The sequence below is a fragment of the Microbispora sp. NBRC 16548 genome, from assembly GCF_030268985.1.
Taxonomy (GTDB): domain Bacteria; phylum Actinomycetota; class Actinomycetes; order Streptosporangiales; family Streptosporangiaceae; genus Microbispora; species Microbispora catharanthi.
On the sequence record NZ_BSSF01000003.1, the window covers coordinates 256,504 to 274,991 of the forward strand.

An 18,488-nucleotide genomic window follows, 5' to 3' on the forward strand; every position below is an offset into this window, starting at 1 on the left:
TACCTGTCATCTCCGGTGGGCTTCACAGTCAGGAAACGCGCCGGAAACACGACCCAGTCAAGATGGGGACTCGTGATCAGGGCCATTCTGTTCGACCTCGACGAGACCCTTTTCGATCATCGCCGGGCGGTCGCGCACGCCGCGACCCGCTGGACCGAGTCGGTCTGCCCCGGTCACGAGCTGCTGCCGGAGACGCCGGCGCTGTGGCTCGACCTGGAGGACAAGCACGTGCCCGCGTGGCAGGCCGGGGAGTGCTCGTTCGCCGAGCAGCGGCGCCGGCGGCTGCGCGAGTTCTGCCGGCGGCTCGGGCTGCCCGAGCCGTCCGACCCGGACGCGGCCTTCGCCGGCTTCCTGACCCACTACGAGTCGGCCTGGGCCGCCTTCGCCGACGTGCCCGAGACACTGGACGCGCTGGCGGCCCTCGACGGCGCCCCCGTGCTGGGCGTGCTCACCAACGGTGTGGCCGTGCAGCAGGAGGCCAAACTGCGCCGCATCGGGCTGATGGACCGCATGGAGGTGGTGCTGACGCCCGACACGCTCGGCGCGTTCAAGCCCGCCTCACGGTGCTACCACGAGGCGGCGGCGAAGCTCGGCCTGCGCCCGCAGGAGGTGCTCATGGTCGGCGACAACCTCCTGCTCGACGCGGTCGCCCCCACCCGGGCGGGGATGCACGGGGTGTGGCTCGACCGCTACCGCGCCGAGCCCGGCACCTCCTCCCCCGCCGTGACGAGGATCACCACGCTGCGTGATCTGCCCGATGTGCTGGCCGCGCTGAGTCCGCGCCTGCTCGGCCCGTCGCGCGCCGCCTGAACCGCGAAAGGCTCAGCTGCGCAGGCCGGTGGCGGCGACGCGGCGGCGGGAGAAGCCGAGCCGTTCGTAGACGACGACGGCCGCCCGGTTCCAGTCGTCCACCATCAGCGCCGCGCGGCCGTGCTCCGCGATCAGCGCGGACGCCACGAACCTGCACACCCGCTCCCCCAGCCCGCGTCCCCGCGCCGGTGAGGCGGTCGCGACGCCGGCGAGCAGGCCCACCGTCGGCGCGGACCACGCGTCGGCCGCGACCGCCAGCAGAGCGCCCGAGCCGTCCCGGACGCCGGCCCAGCGGCGTACGCGCGGCAGGCCCGGCACGGCGTAGGAGTCGGGGCTGGCGGCGGCGAGCAGCGCCGCCACCTCCGGGGTGGCCCAGTCCGCCAGCCAGGAGGCCGCCCCCTCCCCGCCGCTCGCCTCGTGACGGGGCGGGGCGAGCTTCTCGGTGCCCATCCAGGAGAAGCGGACCGCCGGCTCCAGCTCCGGCACGGCCTCGACGACCTGTTCGATCACCGCGGCGTCGCCGAGGGGCCGATACGACGGCCCGGCCTCGGCCAGGGCGTGCCGCACAAGCGGGACGACCTGGGCGGCCGTGCCCCGCACCACCAGGCGGTCGCGCCGGGACGCCTCGGGGCCGGCCACCGCCACCGCGTCCCCGTACGCCCAGGCGCGCACGCCGGGCCGCATGCCCTGCGCCGCCCACACGACGAGGTCGTCGTCGCCCGAGGCGGCGACGACCTCGGCCTCGCTCACCAGTTCACGCACGCGTGTCCCTAAAGGATCGAACCCGGGACGTAGGCGGCGTCATCGGGATGGCGCGCGGTGATCTCGCCGACCCGCGCGGTCACGGCCGCCACCTGACCGGCGGCCGCGCCCGCGAAGGAGGCCCGGTCGGCCAGCAGCGCGTCGAGCTCGGCCCGGCCGAGCGGGAAACGCCCGTCGGCGGCCAGACGGTCGAGCAGCTCGTTGCCCACGCCGCGCGATCGCATGGCCAGCGCCGAGGCGACCGCGTGCTCCTTGATGATCTCGTGGGCGGTCTCGCGGCCGACCCCGGCCCGCACGGCCGCCATGAGCATCTTGGTCGTGGCGAGGAACGGCAGGTAGCGGCCCAGCTCGGCCTCGATGACCGCCGGGAACGCGCCGAACTCGTCCAGCACGGTCAGCATGGTCTCCACCAGGCCGTCGAAGGCGAAGAACGCGTCGGGCAGGGCGACCCGGCGGACGACCGAGCAGGACACGTCGCCCTCGTTCCACTGGTCGCCGGCAAGCTCCCCGGCCATCGAGGCGTACCCGCGCAGGATCACGGTGAGGCCGTTGACGCGCTCGCAGGAACGGGTGTTCATCTTGTGCGGCATCGCCGACGAACCGACCTGGCCTTCCTTGAAGCCCTCGGTGACCAGCTCGTGCCCGGCCATCAGGCGGATGGTCTTGGCCAGGGAGGACGGCGCGGCGGCCAGCTGCACCAGCGCGGTCAGCACGTCGTAGTCCAGCGAGCGGGGGTAGACCTGGCCGACGCTGGTGAAGCGGCGGGCGAACCCCAGGTGCGCGGCGACGCGGTCCTCCAGCGCGGCCAGCCGCTCCTCGCCGCCGAGCAGGTCGAGCATGTCCTGCGCGGTGCCGACCGGGCCCTTGATCCCGCGCAGCGGGTAGCGCTCCAGCAGGTCCTCCAGCCGCTCGTAGGCCACCAGCAGTTCGTCGGCGGCGGTCGCGAAGCGCTTGCCGAGCGTGGTCGCCTGCGCGGCGACGTTGTGCGAGCGCCCCGCCATGACGGTCGAGGCGTGCTCGGCGGCCAGGCGGCCCAGGCGGGCCAGCAGCGCCACGACCCTGCCGCGCACCAGCAGCAGGCTGTCGCGGATCTGCAACTGCTCGACGTTCTCGGTCAGGTCGCGGGAGGTCATGCCCTTGTGGACGTGCTCGTGCCCGGCCAGGGCGTTGAACTCCTCGATGCGGGCCTTCACGTCGTGCCGCGTGACCTTCTCCCGCTCGGCGATGGAGGCCAGGTCGACCTGCTCGGCCACCTTCTCGTAGTCGGCGATCGCCGGCTCGGGCACCTCGATCCCGAGGTCGGCCTGGGCCCTGAGCACGGCGAGCCAGAGCCTGCGTTCCAGCACCACCTTGTGCTCGGGAGACCACAGACGGGCCAGCTCCGGCGAAGCGTAACGGGCGGCCAGGACATTCGGGATACGCGGCTTGGCATTCACGTTGGCCCAGTCTATTGAGCCCGTTCCTTCCGGCTGTCCGCAGGTGCCGGGCACGCACGGGGGGCTCAGGCCACGGCGGGCACCGGCCCCGGCTCCGGGCGCAGGAAACGGACGCCCACCATCCCGTACGCCAGGAGGAGCAGCACGCCGCCCACCGCCTCGGTGACCGGGACGAAGAACGACACCAGGCTCGCCAGGAGCAGCGCGGGAACGACCGGGTGCACCGTACGGGCCCGCAGCAGCCCCGCCGCCAGCAGCACGAAGCCCAGCAGGCCGACGAGCACCATGAGCTGGACGGCGACGAAGACCGGCTGGCCGGCGACCACGTCGGCGATCGCGACCTCCTGTCCGGTGACGCCGCCGGAGGCCAGCGCCGCCAGGGCCGGCCCGCTCGCCGCGTCCCCCAGGTTGCCGAGCGCGTTCAGCGCCAGGAGCCCGATCCCGAGGTGACCGAGCACCGCGCCGCGCCCGGGAAACAGCCGCGTCAGTCCTGCCAGCCCGGGCAGCATGAGCAGGACGGCGACCATCTGCAGCAGGATCGCCAGGCCGAACCGGTCCGGGTCGGCGGCGACCGCGGTGAGGACGGCGCGGGAGTCGTCACCGGAGATCGTCTTGAGGGCCATCGCCACGGTCATGACGACGGGTCCGGCGATCAGGCAGACGCCGGACAGACGGCGGCGGAAGTCCTCGGGGGTTGCGGACATGTGAGCCTCCTCGAAGCTGAGCTCGTGTGGGTGAGGCCGTCACCGTAGGCCGCGGGCACTGTCCCGGTCGTCCGGCGCGGCGACGATCGCGGCGTCGTCCGCGGCGACGACGCGCGGGCTCCGCAGGGCGCCGGTCCGTCGTCCGCGCGGACGATTCGCAGCCCCGCGGCGACGTCTATCGTGACCGCCATGCGCTGGTTTCCGCCCCGGCCGCCCCTGGTCGATGCCGCGATCGCCGCCGTGCTCGGTGTCGCGGCCGTCCTGGAAGGTGTGACGAGCACCTCCCTGCCGTTCACCCGAACGGAGATGCTCGTCGCCGCGGCCACGGTTGTGCCCGTCGCCTGGCGGCGGATCTGGCCACTGGGCGTGGTCGCCGCCATCATGGTCGTCCTGGCCGCCTCCGCGCCGTTCGCGCACGGCTTCGAAAGCGGCTACGCCTTCTTCGCCATGATCGTGGCCTGCTACACGCTGGCGGTGCACGCCAGATTCAGGGACGCCGTCGTCGGCGCGGCCATGGTGGCGACATTCGTGCTGGTCGGGTTCGCCATCGACCCCAACCGGGGCGGGGCAGGGGACTATCTGTTCACCGGCGTCCTGTTCGGCGGGGCGTGGACGCTCGGTCACCTCGTACGCCGGCGCGGCGAGGAGGCCCGGCTGCTCAAGCGGCAGGCCGCCGAGCTCGAACGGCGGCGCGCCGAGGACGCGCAGCGGGCCGTGCAGGCCGAGCGGACCAGGATCGCCCGCGAGCTGCACGACGTGGTCGCCCACAGCCTCAGCGTCATGGTCGTCCAGACCGGCGTCGTACGGCGGCGGCTGCGGCACGATCGGCCCGGCGACAGCGGCCTGCTGGAGGAGGTCGAGCAGACCGGCCGGGGCGCCATCGCCGAGCTGCGGCGGCTGCTGGGCATCCTGCGCACCGACGACGAACAGCTCTCGCTCACCCCGCAACCGGGGCTCGGCGGGCTGCCACCGCTGCTGGGCCAGATGCGCGAGGCCGGGCTCATGGTGACGTCCACGGTGGAGGGCCGCCCCTCCACCCTGCCTCCGGGGGTGGATCTCGCGGCCTACCGGATCGTCCAGGAGGCGCTCACCAACGCCCTGCGGCACGCCGGGCGGGGAGCCCGTGCCGACGTGACGGTCCGGTGGACCGGCGGCGCCCTGGAACTCGTCGTCACCGACGACGGCGGCGGAACGGCGCCGCTCGGCCAGGGCAGCGGGCACGGTCTCATCGGCATGCGCGAGCGGGCGGCACTCTACGACGGGATCCTGGAGGCCGGGCCGCGCGAAGGCGGCGGGTTCCGGGTGCACGCCGTGCTGCCGCTGCCGGGGAACGGGCGATGAGCATCCGCGTGGTGGTCGCCGACGACCAGGCGATGGTCAGAAGGGGCTTTCGGATGCTGCTCGACGACGAGCCCGACATCGAGGTGGTGGCCGAGGCCGGCGACGGCGAGCAGGCCGTGCGCGCGGTCCGCGCTCTCGCCCCCGACGTCGCCCTGATGGACATCCGGATGCCCGGTCTCAACGGGCTGGAGGCGACCAGGATGTTGTCCGGACAGCCGACCAGGATCATCGTCCTGACCACCTTCGACCTCGACGAGTACGTCTACGAGGCGCTGCGGGCGGGGGCCGCGGGATTCCTCACCAAGGAGGCGCCCGCCGAGCGGCTCATCGAGGCGGTGCGGGTGGTCGCCGCCGGGGACGGCATGCTCGCCCCCGCGGTGACCCGCCGCGTCATCGAGGCGTTCGCCAGGGCGCCCGCGCCGCGCCGCGCGCCCGCCCTCGACACCCTCACCGTCCGCGAGGTCGAGGTGCTGCGGCTCATGGCGCGCGGCCTGTCCAACCCCGAGATCGCCGCGCGACTGTTCATCTCCGACACCACCGCCAAGACCCACGTCAGCCGCATCCTCACCAAGCTCGGCCTGCGCGACCGCATCCAGGCGGTGATCTTCGCCTACGAGTCGGGCCTGGTCGTTCCGGGCTGACACTCGAGCCGGTTACGGCGGCGGTCGCCGCCTCACGCCACAGGCTCGGCCGCCCGCGACTCCCGAGCGCCCCGGCCGCGCAGGCGGTCCATCTCACGCCACTGCGGCAGCAGCGCGGCCAGGTTGGTGGTCAGGAAGTACGCCGCGCCGGCCGTCAGCAACACCGGTGCGAGCCCGGACCACGCCACCGCGGCCCCGGCGATCAGCCCGCCCAGAGGGATGCCCGCCCACGCCATCGAGTCGCCCAGGGCGTTGACCCGGCCGCGCAGGCCGTGCGGCACCCGCTCGAAGGCGATCGCCCCGAGGATCGGGTTGAGGAAGCCCCCACCGGCCCCGCTCACCGCGAAGACCGCCAGCGCCGCCCACATCGGCGCGTCGGCGGCCAGCACCAGGAACCGCGGCGCTCCGGCCAGCAGGAACCCGGCGAAGAACACCACCCGGCGCGGCATCCGGTGCGCGACGGCCGCGGCGACCAGGCTTCCCGCGACCGCCGTGGCGCTCCACACGCCGTTGCTCAGTCCGATCGCGGTCGGGCCGTTGCCGGATTGCCGGGCCCACACGGGCAGCAGGACGGTGTTGAACGCCGCGTCCAGCAGGTTCGTGATCCCGACCATGACGATGATGGTGAGCAGCAGCGGTTCGCCGCGCAGGAAGGCGAAGCCCTCGCCGAACCGCCGCCAGTAGCCGGAAGCGGCCGGGGCTTCGTCCGCCGGGTGACCCATGCCACGCGGCAGTGCCAGCGAGATGATCAGCGACCCCAGGGCGAAGCACGCGGCGTTGAGCACGAGACCGGTCAGCGGGCCCAGCAACGCCACCAGGAGGCCGCCGGCCGCCGGACCGACGGTCGAGGCCAGCCGCTCGGTCACGCCGGACAGGCCGGTGGCCCGCTCCAGCGGCACGCCGGCACGCTCGGCCGCCTCCGGGACCATCACCTCCTTGGCCAGGTCGCCGGGGCCGCGTACGGCGCCGATCACCGCGACCAGGGCCAGCAGCACGGGGAAGGACAGCAGGCCCACGGCGTGCAGCAGGGGAATCGCGCCGGCCGCGGCGGCGCTGACCGCATCGGTGCTCCAGGAGACGACCCGCGGGCCCGCCCGGTCCACCAGCGGCCCGGTCAGCGCCTTGACCACCACGTACGGGGTCATCTCGCAGAAGGCCACCAGCCCGGTCTGGGTGGCGCTGCCGGTCGTGACCAGCACGAACCACGGCAGCGCGATGGCCGAGACCCGGGTGCCGGTCAACGCGACCGCCATGGCCGCGAGCAGCCCGCCCAGCGGCCGCAGCCTGGGCGCGCGGGAAGCACCGCCGGTGGACGCGTCCTCTTCCGTCATCGGGCGTCGTCTTCCTGAGCGGTGGACGCGTCCAGCTCGGGCAGGATGTGCACGATCACCGACACCCGCTCGGCGTCGTCCGGGGCGCCGGCCGCCTCCGGGCTGTCCCTGCGGTAGCGCGTCACGACCGCCCACAGCTCCTCCCGCAGGGCGGTGGCCTCCTGCGGGGTCAGCCGCAGCGCCCAGTCGCTCATGTCGGCCGCGTTCCGCCACGCGCGCGGCATCGTCTGGAGCTCGTTGATCGTCCGCTGGGCGCGCATGGTGTAGATGGCGGCGACGGACTGCAGGTACGCCAGCGTCGCCTCCGGCTCCCGCTCGGCCAGGTCCAGGTCGTCGAAGTGCGTCGACTGATGAACCGCGCGCCACCAGCGTTCCCGCGCGTTCCCGCGCCCGGCGTCCTCCTCGACGAAACCGGCGGCGGCGAGCCGGCGCAGATGGTAGCTGGCCGCGCCGGAGTTGATGCTCAGCAGCTCGGCGAGCCGGGTGGCCGTCGACGGGCCGTGCTTGCGCAGCAGGCCCACCACCTGCACACGCACCGGATGCGCGAGGGCGCGAAGCCCCTTGGCGTCGAGGACGACCGCGTCCTCCGCGTTCGGAGAGCAGGGCGTCTCGCCAGGATCACTCATGCCCCCACCGTAAACCGCAAACAGTTCTTCGCAAAGACTCCTTCGCGAAGAACTGTTTGCGGTTATATCTGTGTGGCGGCCGGGCTTACTTCGCCGGTTCGAGGGCCTCCTTGCCGTACACGGTCAGGTCACCGTCGCCGTCACCCTCTGCGGGCTGCTTCGGCGTACGGCGCATGCGCTCCTTCAGCCGCTCCACCATCGTGTAGAGCGTCGGCACCAGCACCAGCGTGAGCAGCGTCGAGGAGATCAGGCCGCCGATCACGACGATGGCCAGCGGCTGGGAGATGAACCCGCCCGAACCGGTCACGCCCAGCGCCATCGGGGTGAGCGCGCAGATCGTCGCGATCGCGGTCATCAGGATCGGGCGAAGCCGCCGCCGGCCGCCCTCCATGACCGCCTCCACCACGCCCAGCCCCTGCTCGCGGTACTGGTTGATCAGGTCGATCAGCACGATCGCGTTGGTGACGACGATGCCGATCAGCATCAGCATGCCGATCAGCGCGGGCACGCCGAGCGCCGTGTCGGTGACCAGCAGCAGCCCGATCGCACCGGTGGCCGCGAACGGAATCGACACCAGCAGGATCAGCGGCTGCACCAGGCTGCGGAACGTCGCCACCATGATCATGAAGACGATCGCCACCGCGAGCAGCATGGCCACCCCCAGATCGGCGAACGCGTCCTGCTGGTCGGAGCTCGCGCCGCCGATCTTGTACGTCACCCCGGCCGGCAGCGTCAGCGTCTTCAGCTTGTCGGTGACCTTCGTGGTGATCGCACCCAGGTTGGACGCGTCGGCCGTGCCCGACACCGTCGCGGTGCGGTCGCCGTCCTGCCGGGTGATCTGGGTCGGGCCGTCGGCCTTCACCACGTCGGCGACGTCGCCGAGCTTCACCATGCCCGTCGCCGTGGGAATCGCGAGCTTCCTGATCGCCGCGATGTCGTCGGGCGCGTCACCGCCGGCGCGCAGGATCACGTCGCTGGAGCGGCCGTCGACGTCGATCGAGCCGATCGGCGCGCCGCGGAACGCCTGCGCGACCAGCTGCCCGATCCCGGCCTCGGTCAGGCCCCTGGCGGCGGCCTTCTCCCGGTCCACGTGCACCTCGACCCGCGGGACGCTGTCTTCGAGGTTGGAGGCGACGTCCCGCAGCCCGTCGATCCCGGCCATGGCGTCGCGCACCGTGGTGGCCGCCGTCTTCAGCGCGGCCTGGTCCGCGCCCTGCACGATGACCTGCACCTGGTCGGAGTTGAACCCGCCGCCGCTGCCGCCGACCGTGATGTCGCCGATCCCCGTCAGGCCCTTCAGCCTCTCCCGCAGCCGGTCCTCCAGGGCGGAGGTCTCCACGTCCTCCTTCAGCGTGACCGAGAACGACGCGCGGTCGGAGCCGCCGCCGACCCCGCCGAGGAAGCGGTTCCCGCCGCCGACCGTCACCTGGTAGGACTTCACGCCCCCGTCGGCCGCGAGCACCGCCTCGACCTTCTTGGCCGCCGCGTCGGTGGTCGCCAGGTCGGTCCCGGCCGGCATCCGCTGGCTGATTTGCGTCGTGTCGTTGCCCGAGTTGTCGAGGAAGTTCGTCTTCAGGTTGGGCGCCAGCGCCATCGTGGCGGCGAACACCACCACCCCGATCAGCACCGTGACCAGGCGCCGCCGCGTCGCGAACCGCAGCACCGGCAGGTAGATCCGCTGCAGCGGGCTGCGCAGCTCCCTGCGCTCGGCGTCCTCGCGTACGGCCTGCGCCTCCTGCGGCGTGAGCGCCGGCGCCTTGAGGAACCAGTACGCCAGCACCGGGATGACGGTCAGCGCCACCAGCAGCGACGCCAGCAGCGCCACGGTCACCGTGATCGCGAACGGGCTGAACAGCTGCCCCACCATCCCGCCGACGAAGGCGATCGGCAGGAACACCGCGACCGTCGTGAGCGTCGAGGCGGTCACCGCGCCGGACACCTCGCGCACCGCGTCGAGGATCGCCCGCCGCTTCTCCTCGCCGTAGGCGAGATGGCGTTTGATGTTCTCCAGCACCACGATCGAGTCGTCGACCACCCGGCCCACGGCGATCGTCAGCGCCCCCAGCGTCAGCAGGTTCAGCGAGTAGTCGCCGATCCACAGCGCGATCAGCGCGATCACCACCGACAGCGGGATCGACACGGCCGTGACCAGGGTCGAGCGGACCGACAGCAGGAACACCAGGATCACGAGCACGGCGAACGCCAGACCCAGCAGACCCTCGGTGGTGAGGTCCTCGATGGACCGCTCGACGTACGGCGCCTGGTCGAACACCACGGTCAGCTCGGCGCTGTCGCCGAGGGCGCGCGTCAGGTCCGGCAGGGCGTCGTTCACGTCGTGGGAGATCTGCACGGCGTTGCCGTCGGGCACCATCGTGATCGACACGCCGAGGCTCGGAGTGCCGTTGGTGCGGGTGAGCGTGGTCGCGGAGGCGTCCTCGACCTTGATGTCGGCCACGTCGCCGAGCTTGACCGGCTTCGGCCGGGCCGCGGCGGCCCGCGCCGCCGCCGACGCCGCCGCGCTCTGCCCGGCGGCAGCGCCCTGTCCCGCGGACTGTCCGCCGCCGACGCCGCCGCGCTGCCCGGCCGCGGCACCCTGCCCTGCCGCGGCGCCCTGCCCTGCCGCGGCGCCCTGGCCCGCCGTCGGCGCGGCGGGGGTCAGGTAGAGGTTCTCGAGGTCCTTCACCGTACGCACCGGGTCGCCGATCTGCACGGTCAGCGACTTGCCGTCCTCGGTCAGCGTGCCTGCGGGGATGGACACCCCGTTGGCCCGCAGGAGGTCGGGGATGGCCGCGGCCGACAACCCCCGCAGGGCGAGCCTGCCCTGGTCGGGGGTGATGACGACCTGTTCCTCACTGGCGCCGCTGACGGTGACGTCCCGGACGCCCTCGATCGACTGCAGCTCCGGCACCATGATCTTGTCGATCTTGTCGACCATGGCGTGCTGGTCGCCGCCGTCGCCCACCGCGATCGCCATCACCGGGATGTCGTCGGTGCTGCCCGCGACCACCTGCGGATCGACGTCGGCCGGAAGCTGTGCCTTGATCCGGCTCACGGCCTGCTGCATCTTCCCGATCATCTGGTCGATGTCGGTGCCGTACTCATAGGCCACCTGCACCTGGGACATCCCCTCCCGCGAGGTGGAGGTGATGTCGGTGACGCCGGCGATACCCTGGAACGCGCTCTCGATCGGTTTGGTGACCTGCTCCTCCACGATCTCGGGAGCGGCACCCGGATAACTCGCCACCGTGAACGCCGCCGGGAACTCCAGCGACGGGAAAAGCTGTTGCTTCAGCGAGGGAATCGCGAACAAGCCGAAACCCGCGAGCACCAGCGTGATCATGATCACGAGAGTGCGGTTGGCAAGGCTCAGCCTGGCCAAGGAGGTCATCCGAGCTCCTGACATCGGGGGAAGTGTTTGGCCAAGCCTAACACTTCGCCTTGTCCGAACATTCAGCTGTCGCATTAACGACTGGTAACCTCTTGACCCGAGAGGTGACAGTGAACGACAGCCCAGCCGATCGCCGCGCCGGAACCGGTGCGGCGGCCGCCCCCCGCCCGCAGGACGACCCCGCCGCCCTCAGGGAGAGTGGGGAGGACCCCGAGCGCGGATGCCTCATCGCCCGCCTCGCGGAGCTGCAGCGCAGCATGGGCCGGTTCTTCGCCCGCGACCGCTCGATGCCGCTGCTGGCCTCCACTCTCACCATGCAGCAGCTCAAGGTCGTCATGTTCCTGTCGTTCGCCGGGTCCACTTCCGGGCAGGAACTCGCCCGCCACCTCGGCGTCGGCCTGGCCACCGTCACCGGCATCGTCGACCGCGTGGTCGCCCAGGGCCTGGCCAGCCGTCACGAGGACCCCCACGACCGCCGCGTACGCCGCGTCCAGCTCACCGAGGCCGGACGGCGGCTCACCAGCGAGATCATCGAAGCCGGCACCGGCGGCTACATCCGCCTCCTGCGGCGCCTCGACACCGAGACCCTGCGCACCATGGAGACGGTGATGCGCAAGATCGAGGACGTGATGCGCGAGATGCACGCCGAAGACGCCGAAGACGCCGGTCCTGCCTGACCCGTCCGCAGGTCCCGCCCCGGCCTGCTGCTACCTTCCGGCGATATGCCGATCTACATCGAGGAACTCTTCTCCCTCACCGGCCGGGTCGCCCTGGTCACCGGAGGCAGCTCCGGCATCGGATACGCCATCGCCGAGGCACTCGGACGCGCCGGGGCGGCCGTGGTCCTGGTCGCCCGGCGGCGCAAGGAACTCGCCGAGGCCGTCGGCGGGCTCGAAGGCCACGGCGTGCGCGCGGCCGCGATCAGCGCCGACCTCGGCGACCGCGCCGACGTCGCCCGCGTGTGCGAGGAGGCGGGCGATTTCTTCGGTGAGATCGACATCCTGGTCAACGACGCCGCCAACAACATCCGAAGGCCCATGGCCGAACTGACCGTCGACGACTACGACCAGACCATCGCCGTCAACCTCACCGCGCCGTTCCTGCTCGGGCAGCACTTCGGCCCCCGCATGGCCGCCCGGGGCCGGGGGCGCATCATCAACATCGGCTCCCAGCAGTCGATCAGCGCCTTCGGCGACAGCGGCGCGTACGGCGCGGCCAAGGCCGCCGTCTGCGGCCTGACCCGTTCCCAGGCCGAGGCGTGGTCGGCACACGGGGTCACCAGCAACACGATCATCCCCGGCTTCGTCCTGACCCCGCTGACCATGCCCGCCCAGGCGGTCCCCGGGCGGGTGGAGCAACTGGCCGCCAGGTCCATGACCGGGCGCAACGGTGTCCCCGACGACTTCCGCGGCGTGGCCGTCTTTCTCGCCTCCGACGCCTCGTCGTACGTCACCGGCCAGGCCATCTGCGTCGACGGCGGCTTCAGCGTCCACTAGCTAGCCGCGCCGCCGCCGCTCGTCCGCGACCGGGGGTGGTGCGACCGCGGCGGCACTACCCCGACCGCGCGGTCGAGCGTGTCCAGCCGAGCCGGCAGTCGTATGCCGCGACGCCACCGCGAACCGGCGAACACTGCAGGCTCCGGTGACGAGTGCGCGTTGATCATCGGTCTGCCTGCGGGTTTCCGGGGCCGTGGACGACAGCTGATCGCTACTTGGCCCCGCGCCGCAGCTACGGAGATCCAGGCCGGGTATGAGGGCCACGTCCCGGCGGAAGCGGACGAGCGACAGCGAACGCCGGGTCAGGAACAGGAAGGCACATACCGAGATGTCCCGCTCCCGCGCGCGCGACCCGCGCGACACCAAGGTCCCCGCGATGGGCCTCTCGACCCGGCGGCTGGCCATGGTCGCGCTCGTGTTCACCGCGGCGGGGATCACGATCGCCCGCGTCGCCCCGCATCAGCCGCGCGAGGGACTCACCGCGCTCCGCAACCCCGGCCCGGGCGGAGGCGGCGGCCAAATGATCAGGAGAGGGCGCTCGGGTGGCGGACAGGTGATCAAAGGAGGGCGCGCGGGCGGTGGCCAGGCGCAATCCGGGGCGGGCCGTTCCAATCAGAACCTGACCGGCGTCGTCAGCCCCACCTTCGTCCGGGGACAGGCACAGCAGGCCATCACCGACCAAGGCGGGTTCGAGGTGCAGGCCACCTTCTGCGGATCCCAGCCGAACATCTGCTGGATCGGACAGAACATGCCGGTCCGCCACGGGTCGTGACGCAGCGGCGATCCGGGCGCGTCAGCCCGCCGCAGTGGGCCTGCCAAGCGTGTCATGCCGAGTACGCCGGGCGCGTCAGCGCGCCAGGCTGGGCGTGAGCTCGTCGGCCACCGGCCGGGTGACCCTCCGGCCGATCAGCGCCATGAGCTTGCGCGGCCGGCGCGGCATGAGGTGAGCCATCATCAGGGTGCCCCGGCCCGGTGCCACGTAGCCGCGGTCACGGTCGAAGGCTCGCAGGGCCGAGGTGACGACCTGGTCAGGTGTGGTCATCTTGGCCCCGATGGCGGCCTTCCTGGTGCCGATCCGGTCGAAGAACGCCGTTTCGACCGGTCCGGGCGTGACGGCGAGCACCTTCACGCCGCTGCCGCGCAGTTCGCTCCACAGCGCGAGGCTGAAGTTGAGCACGAAGGTCTTGGACGAGCCGTAGGTGGCGAAATACGGGGTGATGCCGAAGCCGGCCGTGGATCCCACGTTGATCACCCCGCCGGCGCCCCGCGCGAGCATCCCGGGCACGAACGCGTGCGTCAGTCCCACCAGCGCGACGACGTTGACCATGAGCTCCCGATGCTCGCGTCCGGGGGCGATCCGGGCGAAGTGACCGGCCGTGCCGAAGCCCGCGTTGTTGACGAGCAGATCCACCGTGAGTCCGCGGGCGGCGACCTCCTCGGCGACCCGCGTGGCCGCGTCGGGGGCGGACAGGTCCTGGACGAGCACCTCGGCCCGTACGCCATGGCTGCGGCGCACCTCGTCCGCGAGCGCTTTGAGCGCCGGCGCGGACCTGGCGACCAGGACGACGTCGTGGCCGCGGGCGGCGAGCCGGCGCGCGAATTCGGCGCCGATGCCGGAGGAAGCTCCGGTGACGAGGGCGGTTCCCTGAGAAGTCATGAGCAAAAAGGTAACAGATCTCCAAATATCTGCAACAGACAGTCTCAGTTAGTGCCGGTACTGTTTCCCATGTGGGACACAACAGGCCGCTGAGGGCGGACGCCGAACGCAGCATGCGAGCGATCATGGCGGCGGCGGAAGAGGTGTTGAGCGGCAACCCGCTGGCCACCATGGAGCAGGTCGCCGAGGCGGCGGGCGTGGCCAGGGCGACCGTGCACCGCAGGTTCGCCAGCCGCGAGGCGTTGATCGAGGCCATGGAACTGGCCGCGTGGCGGGAGATCCAAGAGGCGGTGCTCGCCGCCCGCCCGCACACCGCTCCTGCGCTGGTGGTGCTGCACCAGGCCACCGCCACCATCGTGCAGATCAAGCTCGGCTGGCGCTTCACCCTGGCCCGCGAGCTGCCGCTCAGCCAAGAGGCCCAGGCTGTGCAGGCCGAGGTGATGAAGGTGTGCGAGGCGGTCTTCGGCAAGCTGCTGGGCCCCGACGCCGACATCGTGTGGGCCAGGCAGGTCTACCTTGCGCTGCTGGGGGAGGCCGCGCACTCCGCGCTCCCGGACTCCGATCCCGACGCGCTGGCCACGAAGGTGATCGACACCCTCATGCACGGCGTCTCAGACCGTACGTGACAGTCCTGGCGGGTTGCCGACGATGAACGTCCGATCAGGCGGTGAGGTGCTTCTGTCAGAGGCGGTCCAGCGCGATTCGACTGTCGCTGATCAGGTCGCTAACGACAGGCCGCGAACCGCACGGTGATGGTCAGGCCGCCTTCGGGGCGTGCGCCGGCGGTGAGGGTGGCGCGGTGAGCTTGGGTGACGGCGTCGACGATGGCCAGGCCGAGGCCGTAGCCGTCGCGGCCGTGACGTGCAGGCGCAAGTTTCTGGAAGGGGTGAAAGAGGCGCTGGATCTGGTCTCCGGGGACGACTGGCCCGGTGTTGGCCACTGTAAGGGCCACCTGCGCGCCGGAGGTCTGCGTGGTGACCTTCACGTGCCCGTCTGCGTGGTTGTGGCGGATGGCGTTGTCGATGAGGTTGGCGACGAGGCTTTCCATCAGTCTCGGGTCCCCGGCCGTCACCGCGGGCGCCAGATCTTCGGCAAGGTCGATGCCTGCCTCCCTTGCCTGGTCGCGGCGGGAGGCGAGCACTCCTTCGACGACGTGGGCGAGATCGACGGTGTCCCAGCGGGTGACGCCGCGCTCGCTGGTGGCCAGGGTGAGCAGTGCTTGAACGAGCCGCTCCTGGTGTCCGCCCAGAGCGAGGGCCTCCTGGCAGGCCGAGCGCAGGGCGTCGGCGTCGGCGTCGGGGTCGGCGAGGGCGACTTCAAGAAGGGTGCGCAGGCCGGCGAGCGGGGTGCGCAGCTCGTGGGAGGCGTTGGCGACGAAGTGGCGCTGGGCGTCGAAGGACGATTCAAGGCGCGCGAACAGGTCGTCCAGGGTGTGGCCGAGTTCGGTCAGCTCGTCCGTGGGCTCGCCGAGGTCGAGGCGCCGGTGGAGGTTTCCGGCGGAGATGACTTTGGCGGTCGCGGTGATGGCGCGCAGCGGGCGCAGGAACCGGCCGGCGACGTACCAGCCGAGAGCCAGGGCGACGGGAATCAGAACGACCAGGGCGACGGCGGATCCCGCGAGGAGCTGGGGCAGGCTGATCCCGGGCCCGGTTTCGGTGATCGCGCTCGATGAGGGGTGGCCCTCGGGCCTGGCTGCCTGGATGCTGACGAGCGGGAGGTCGACGAATACGAGCACCACGACCCCGGCCGCGTAGATGCCCGCCGCGTAGGCGAGCGCGAGCCGCTTCTGCAAGGACCTTCTGGCGAGTTGCCGGCAGGTCATGACGGCCCGATGCGGTAGCCGCCTTCGCGGATCGTCTCGATGACGGGCGGGTCGCCGAGCTTGGCCCGTAACCGGTGCATGGTGTGCTTGACGGCACTGCTGAAGGGGTCGGCGGCCTCGTCCCAGACGCGTTCGAGCAGTTCTTCGGCGGAGATGACCAGGCCGGGCACCGCGAGCAGGCATTCGAGCAGGCCGAACTCCCGCGGGCTCAGCTCGAGGCGCCGACCGGCCCTGAACGCGATACGACGGGCCGGATCAAGGGTGATGTCCCCGCACGCCAGGGTGGGCGGTAGCGGCGGGGTGGCGCGTCGGGCCAGTGCGCGGACGCGGGCGACCAGTTCGGCGAACGCGAAAGGCTTGGGCAGATAGTCGTCGGCGCCGAGGCTGAGCCCGTCGACACGGTCTTCGATCGTGCCGGAGGCGGTGAGCATCAGTACGCGGGTCTCGCAGCGGCCGCGGGCGAGTCGCCCGCAGATCTCGTCCCCGTGGACGCCCGGCAGGTCGCGGTCGAGGATCACCACGTCGTAGCGGGTGACGGCCAGGCGGTCGAGGGCGGCGGTTCCGTCCAGGACGACGTCAACGGCCATGCCCTCGCGGCGCAGCCCGGTTCCGATGGAGCGGGCGAGGACCTCGAAGTCCTCGACGACGAGGACCCTCACCGCCGCTCACCACCGGCCGTCGTGCGGGCGGTGCGGCCGGGTTCAGGTGCCATGTCCGCCACGATGCCAGATTCCCGGTCGCAGCCGGGTCGCAGCCGCTGGGACCTTGCCGAGACCGGGTGCCCCGTACAACCGGTCGGCATGAATCCATTCACGCCTTACCGCTCCGGACGGCGGGCCGGGCAGGACGGCTTCCCCCGGGTGCTGCACGCGCAGTGGACCACGTTCCGCACCGCGCGCGGCTGGATGCTCGCCCTGGCGGCCTCCGTGCTGGTGACCGTGTCGCTCGGACTGCTGGTCGCCGGGGGCGTCCGCACCGCTTGCGTGACCGGGAAGGGCGAAGGCCCCTGCCCCGCGCCCTTGGTGGGACCCGACGGCACGGCGGTCAGGGACAAGTACTACTTCGTGCACCAGCCGCTCAAGGGAAACGGCAGCATCACCGCCCGTGTGTCGGACATGACCGGGCAGATCCGGCGGCCGGACGCCGTACCCGGGGTGCGCAACGCCGCGGAGGGGGTGGTGCCGTGGGCGAAGGCCGGGCTCCTCGTCAGGCAGAGCCTCAAGCAGGGCACACCGTATGCCGCCGTCATGCTCACCGGAGATCACGGCGTGCGGATGCAGTACAACTACGTCCACGACGTGGCCGGCGGTCCGCACAACGGCCCGCAGTGGCTGCGGCTGACCAGGTCGGGCGACACCATCGGCGGCTACGAGTCGGACGACGGCAAGACGTGGACCGAGGTCGGCACGGTCAAGCTGACCGGGCTGCCGGAGACGGTCGAGATCGGGCTGTTCGCCACCTCGCCAGGCGTGCTGTGGGATATGGCGGAAGCCTTCTCCCAGGTCACCGCCACCTTCGACCAGATCAGGCTGCAGGGCGCGAACGGTTCGTGGCGCCGCGACGACGTCGGCGTCAGCATGGAGTCCGACGGCAAGACCCCGCACCACCCGGGCGGGGTCGTCGAATCCGGCGACAAGCTCATCGTGACCGGGGGTGGTGACATCGGGCCCGCCACTGTGGAGGGCGGCATACGCGCCGACCTCGTGCTGATCGGCGGGGCCGTGGGGCTGATCCCGGTGCTCGTGGTGGCGGTCACGTTCTTCACGGCGGAACACCGGCGCGGGCGCAACAGGACCAGCCCGCCGGCTGCGCCGCATCCAGCGCGGCTGCTGGCGGCCAAGGCCATGGTGGTCGGCGCGGTCACGTTCGTGGCGGGGCTGGTGACCTCGGGGGTCGTGGTCCCCGTCGGCCTGGCGATACTGCGCGCCAACCAGAACCCGGTTCAGCCGATCACCCCGAGTACCGAACTCCGGGTGATCGTCGGCTACGCGGCGCTGGCCGCGGCCGCCGCCGTGCTGGCTCTGGGCCTCGCCGCGCTGGTCAAGCGGGCCGTCGTCGCCATCGGGCTGGCCATCGCGCTGGTCGTCGTGCCCCACCTGCTGGCGACCGCGGGCTGGGCGCCATGGCTGCTGATGATCACCCCTGCCGCCGGGTTCGCGATCACGCAGAGCGTCCCCACGTTCGCACATGTGGACGTCGGCCCGTCGCTACTAGGGGGCTATTACCCGCTCCCGCCTTGGGCGGGTCTGACCGTGACCTGCGGATATGCTGCCCTCGCCCTCGGAGCGGCGATAGCCGTACACGCCCGGCTGGATCACTCGGAGCCTGGATGAGCCGCCCTGAGTTCCCGGCACAGCCGGGCCGGGCCGACTTCGGTCACGGCCGTCTTCGCGTCCAGCTCCCACCCCTTCCCGTACGCCGCGGCGAAGACTTCCCCGCCGAGCGCGGCCCGCCCTCGGCGGGTGAGCTCGCGA

At 72.0% G+C, this 18,488-nt stretch carries 17 protein-coding genes; 8 read left to right on the top strand and 9 right to left on the bottom strand.

Translation table 11 applies throughout. The features are described 5' to 3' along the window. The first annotated feature begins 72 nt into the window (after nt 1-72). Entirely contained in the window at nt 73-810 is a 738-nt protein-coding gene (locus tag QSK36_RS09110; RefSeq protein ID WP_285782036.1) for an HAD family hydrolase, read from the top strand. Between the two features lie 12 nt (nt 811-822). Here QSK36_RS09110 and QSK36_RS09115 read toward each other — a convergent pair whose 3' ends face one another. The 3 genes from QSK36_RS09115 to QSK36_RS09125 form a co-directional block, all read right to left on the bottom strand. Further along, nucleotides 823-1,572: a GNAT family N-acetyltransferase gene (locus QSK36_RS09115; protein ID WP_285782037.1), complete on the bottom strand. Its 750-nt coding sequence runs from the start codon at nt 1,570-1,572 to the stop codon at nt 823-825. Nucleotides 1,573-1,580: 8 nt separating this feature from the next. Further along, nucleotides 1,581-3,008, bottom strand: coding sequence for an adenylosuccinate lyase (gene purB, locus QSK36_RS09120; protein ID WP_285782038.1), 1,428 nt, complete (start codon nt 3,006-3,008; stop codon nt 1,581-1,583). A 65-nt stretch (nt 3,009-3,073) separates the two neighbouring features. After that, on the bottom strand, nt 3,074-3,712 hold the full coding sequence (locus QSK36_RS09125; protein WP_285782039.1) for a hypothetical protein: 639 nt from the start codon (nt 3,710-3,712) through the stop codon (nt 3,074-3,076). Nucleotides 3,713-3,901: 189 nt separating this feature from the next. Here QSK36_RS09125 and QSK36_RS09130 point away from each other — a divergent pair, with 189 nt between their 5' ends. Next, entirely contained in the window at nt 3,902-5,053 is a 1,152-nt protein-coding gene (locus tag QSK36_RS09130) for a sensor histidine kinase (RefSeq protein WP_285782040.1), read from the top strand. Beyond that, nucleotides 5,050-5,694, top strand: coding sequence for a response regulator (locus QSK36_RS09135; RefSeq protein WP_285782041.1), 645 nt, complete (start codon nt 5,050-5,052; stop codon nt 5,692-5,694). The genes QSK36_RS09130 and QSK36_RS09135 overlap by 4 nt, the downstream gene beginning before the upstream one ends. A gap of 32 nt (nt 5,695-5,726) precedes the next feature. Here the strand turns inward: QSK36_RS09135 and QSK36_RS09140 are convergent, their stop codons facing one another. The 3 genes from QSK36_RS09140 to QSK36_RS09150 all read right to left on the bottom strand — a co-directional run bounded on the left by QSK36_RS09140 (nt 5,727) and on the right by QSK36_RS09150 (nt 11,039). Further along, a complete protein-coding gene (locus QSK36_RS09140) occupies nt 5,727-7,025 on the bottom strand; it encodes an MFS transporter (RefSeq protein WP_285782042.1) in 1,299 nt (432 codons plus the stop codon). Next, entirely contained in the window at nt 7,022-7,651 is a 630-nt protein-coding gene (locus tag QSK36_RS09145) for a helix-turn-helix domain-containing protein (protein ID WP_183532136.1), read from the bottom strand. The genes QSK36_RS09140 and QSK36_RS09145 overlap by 4 nt, the downstream gene beginning before the upstream one ends. 85 nt (nt 7,652-7,736) lie before the next feature. Further along, the gene (locus QSK36_RS09150) at nt 7,737-11,039 is read right to left on the bottom strand and encodes an efflux RND transporter permease subunit (RefSeq protein ID WP_285782043.1); all 3,303 of its coding nucleotides are present in this window, start codon (nt 11,037-11,039) and stop codon (nt 7,737-7,739) included. A gap of 110 nt (nt 11,040-11,149) precedes the next feature. Between QSK36_RS09150 and QSK36_RS09155 the strand changes: the two genes are divergently transcribed. The 3 genes from QSK36_RS09155 to QSK36_RS09165 all read left to right on the top strand — a co-directional run bounded on the left by QSK36_RS09155 (nt 11,150) and on the right by QSK36_RS09165 (nt 13,307). Next, a complete protein-coding gene (locus QSK36_RS09155; RefSeq protein WP_285782044.1) occupies nt 11,150-11,716 on the top strand; it encodes a MarR family winged helix-turn-helix transcriptional regulator in 567 nt (188 codons plus the stop codon). Between the two features lie 45 nt (nt 11,717-11,761). After that, nucleotides 11,762-12,535, top strand: a complete 774-nt coding sequence (locus QSK36_RS09160; RefSeq protein WP_183532132.1) for an SDR family NAD(P)-dependent oxidoreductase — start codon at nt 11,762-11,764, stop codon at nt 12,533-12,535. Between the two features lie 328 nt (nt 12,536-12,863). Then, nucleotides 12,864-13,307 (top strand): hypothetical protein, encoded by a 444-nt coding sequence (locus QSK36_RS09165; protein ID WP_285782045.1) that lies wholly within the window; start codon nt 12,864-12,866, stop codon nt 13,305-13,307. Nucleotides 13,308-13,382: 75 nt separating this feature from the next. Here the strand turns inward: QSK36_RS09165 and QSK36_RS09170 are convergent, their stop codons facing one another. After that, a complete protein-coding gene (locus tag QSK36_RS09170) occupies nt 13,383-14,192 on the bottom strand; it encodes an SDR family NAD(P)-dependent oxidoreductase (protein WP_285782046.1) in 810 nt (269 codons plus the stop codon). 71 nt (nt 14,193-14,263) lie between these two features. Between QSK36_RS09170 and QSK36_RS09175 the strand changes: the two genes are divergently transcribed. Continuing rightward, nucleotides 14,264-14,818: a TetR/AcrR family transcriptional regulator gene (locus QSK36_RS09175; RefSeq protein WP_285782047.1), complete on the top strand. Its 555-nt coding sequence runs from the start codon at nt 14,264-14,266 to the stop codon at nt 14,816-14,818. A 98-nt stretch (nt 14,819-14,916) separates the two neighbouring features. Here the strand turns inward: QSK36_RS09175 and QSK36_RS09180 are convergent, their stop codons facing one another. Both QSK36_RS09180 and QSK36_RS09185 read right to left on the bottom strand, forming a co-directional pair. Next, entirely contained in the window at nt 14,917-16,014 is a 1,098-nt protein-coding gene (locus QSK36_RS09180) for a sensor histidine kinase (protein ID WP_285782048.1), read from the bottom strand. Beyond that, nucleotides 16,011-16,673, bottom strand: coding sequence for a response regulator transcription factor (locus QSK36_RS09185; protein ID WP_285782049.1), 663 nt, complete (start codon nt 16,671-16,673; stop codon nt 16,011-16,013). The genes QSK36_RS09180 and QSK36_RS09185 overlap by 4 nt, the downstream gene beginning before the upstream one ends. A 141-nt stretch (nt 16,674-16,814) precedes the next feature. Here QSK36_RS09185 and QSK36_RS09190 point away from each other — a divergent pair, with 141 nt between their 5' ends. Further along, nucleotides 16,815-18,347, top strand: a complete 1,533-nt coding sequence (locus QSK36_RS09190; RefSeq protein ID WP_285782050.1) for a DUF1349 domain-containing protein — start codon at nt 16,815-16,817, stop codon at nt 18,345-18,347. The last annotated feature ends 141 nt before the right edge of the window (nt 18,348-18,488 follow it).

Bases quoted from the DNA above. Each gene is read 5' to 3' on its own strand.
- QSK36_RS09125 (WP_285782039.1), bottom strand. From the start codon at position 3,712: ATGTCCGCAACCCCCGAGGACTTCCGCCGCCGTCTGTCCGGCGTCTGC.
- QSK36_RS09130 (WP_285782040.1), top strand. From the start codon at position 3,902: ATGCGCTGGTTTCCGCCCCGGCCGCCCCTGGTCGATGCCGCGATCGCC.
- QSK36_RS09135 (WP_285782041.1), top strand. From the start codon at position 5,050: ATGAGCATCCGCGTGGTGGTCGCCGACGACCAGGCGATGGTCAGAAGG.
- QSK36_RS09140 (WP_285782042.1), bottom strand. From the start codon at position 7,025: ATGACGGAAGAGGACGCGTCCACCGGCGGTGCTTCCCGCGCGCCCAGG.
- QSK36_RS09145 (WP_183532136.1), bottom strand. From the start codon at position 7,651: ATGAGTGATCCTGGCGAGACGCCCTGCTCTCCGAACGCGGAGGACGCG.
- QSK36_RS09150 (WP_285782043.1), bottom strand. From the start codon at position 11,039: ATGACCTCCTTGGCCAGGCTGAGCCTTGCCAACCGCACTCTCGTGATC.
- QSK36_RS09160 (WP_183532132.1), top strand. From the start codon at position 11,762: ATGCCGATCTACATCGAGGAACTCTTCTCCCTCACCGGCCGGGTCGCC.
- QSK36_RS09165 (WP_285782045.1), top strand. From the start codon at position 12,864: ATGTCCCGCTCCCGCGCGCGCGACCCGCGCGACACCAAGGTCCCCGCG.
- QSK36_RS09170 (WP_285782046.1), bottom strand. From the start codon at position 14,192: ATGACTTCTCAGGGAACCGCCCTCGTCACCGGAGCTTCCTCCGGCATC.
- QSK36_RS09180 (WP_285782048.1), bottom strand. From the start codon at position 16,014: ATGACCTGCCGGCAACTCGCCAGAAGGTCCTTGCAGAAGCGGCTCGCG.
- QSK36_RS09190 (WP_285782050.1), top strand. From the start codon at position 16,815: ATGAATCCATTCACGCCTTACCGCTCCGGACGGCGGGCCGGGCAGGAC.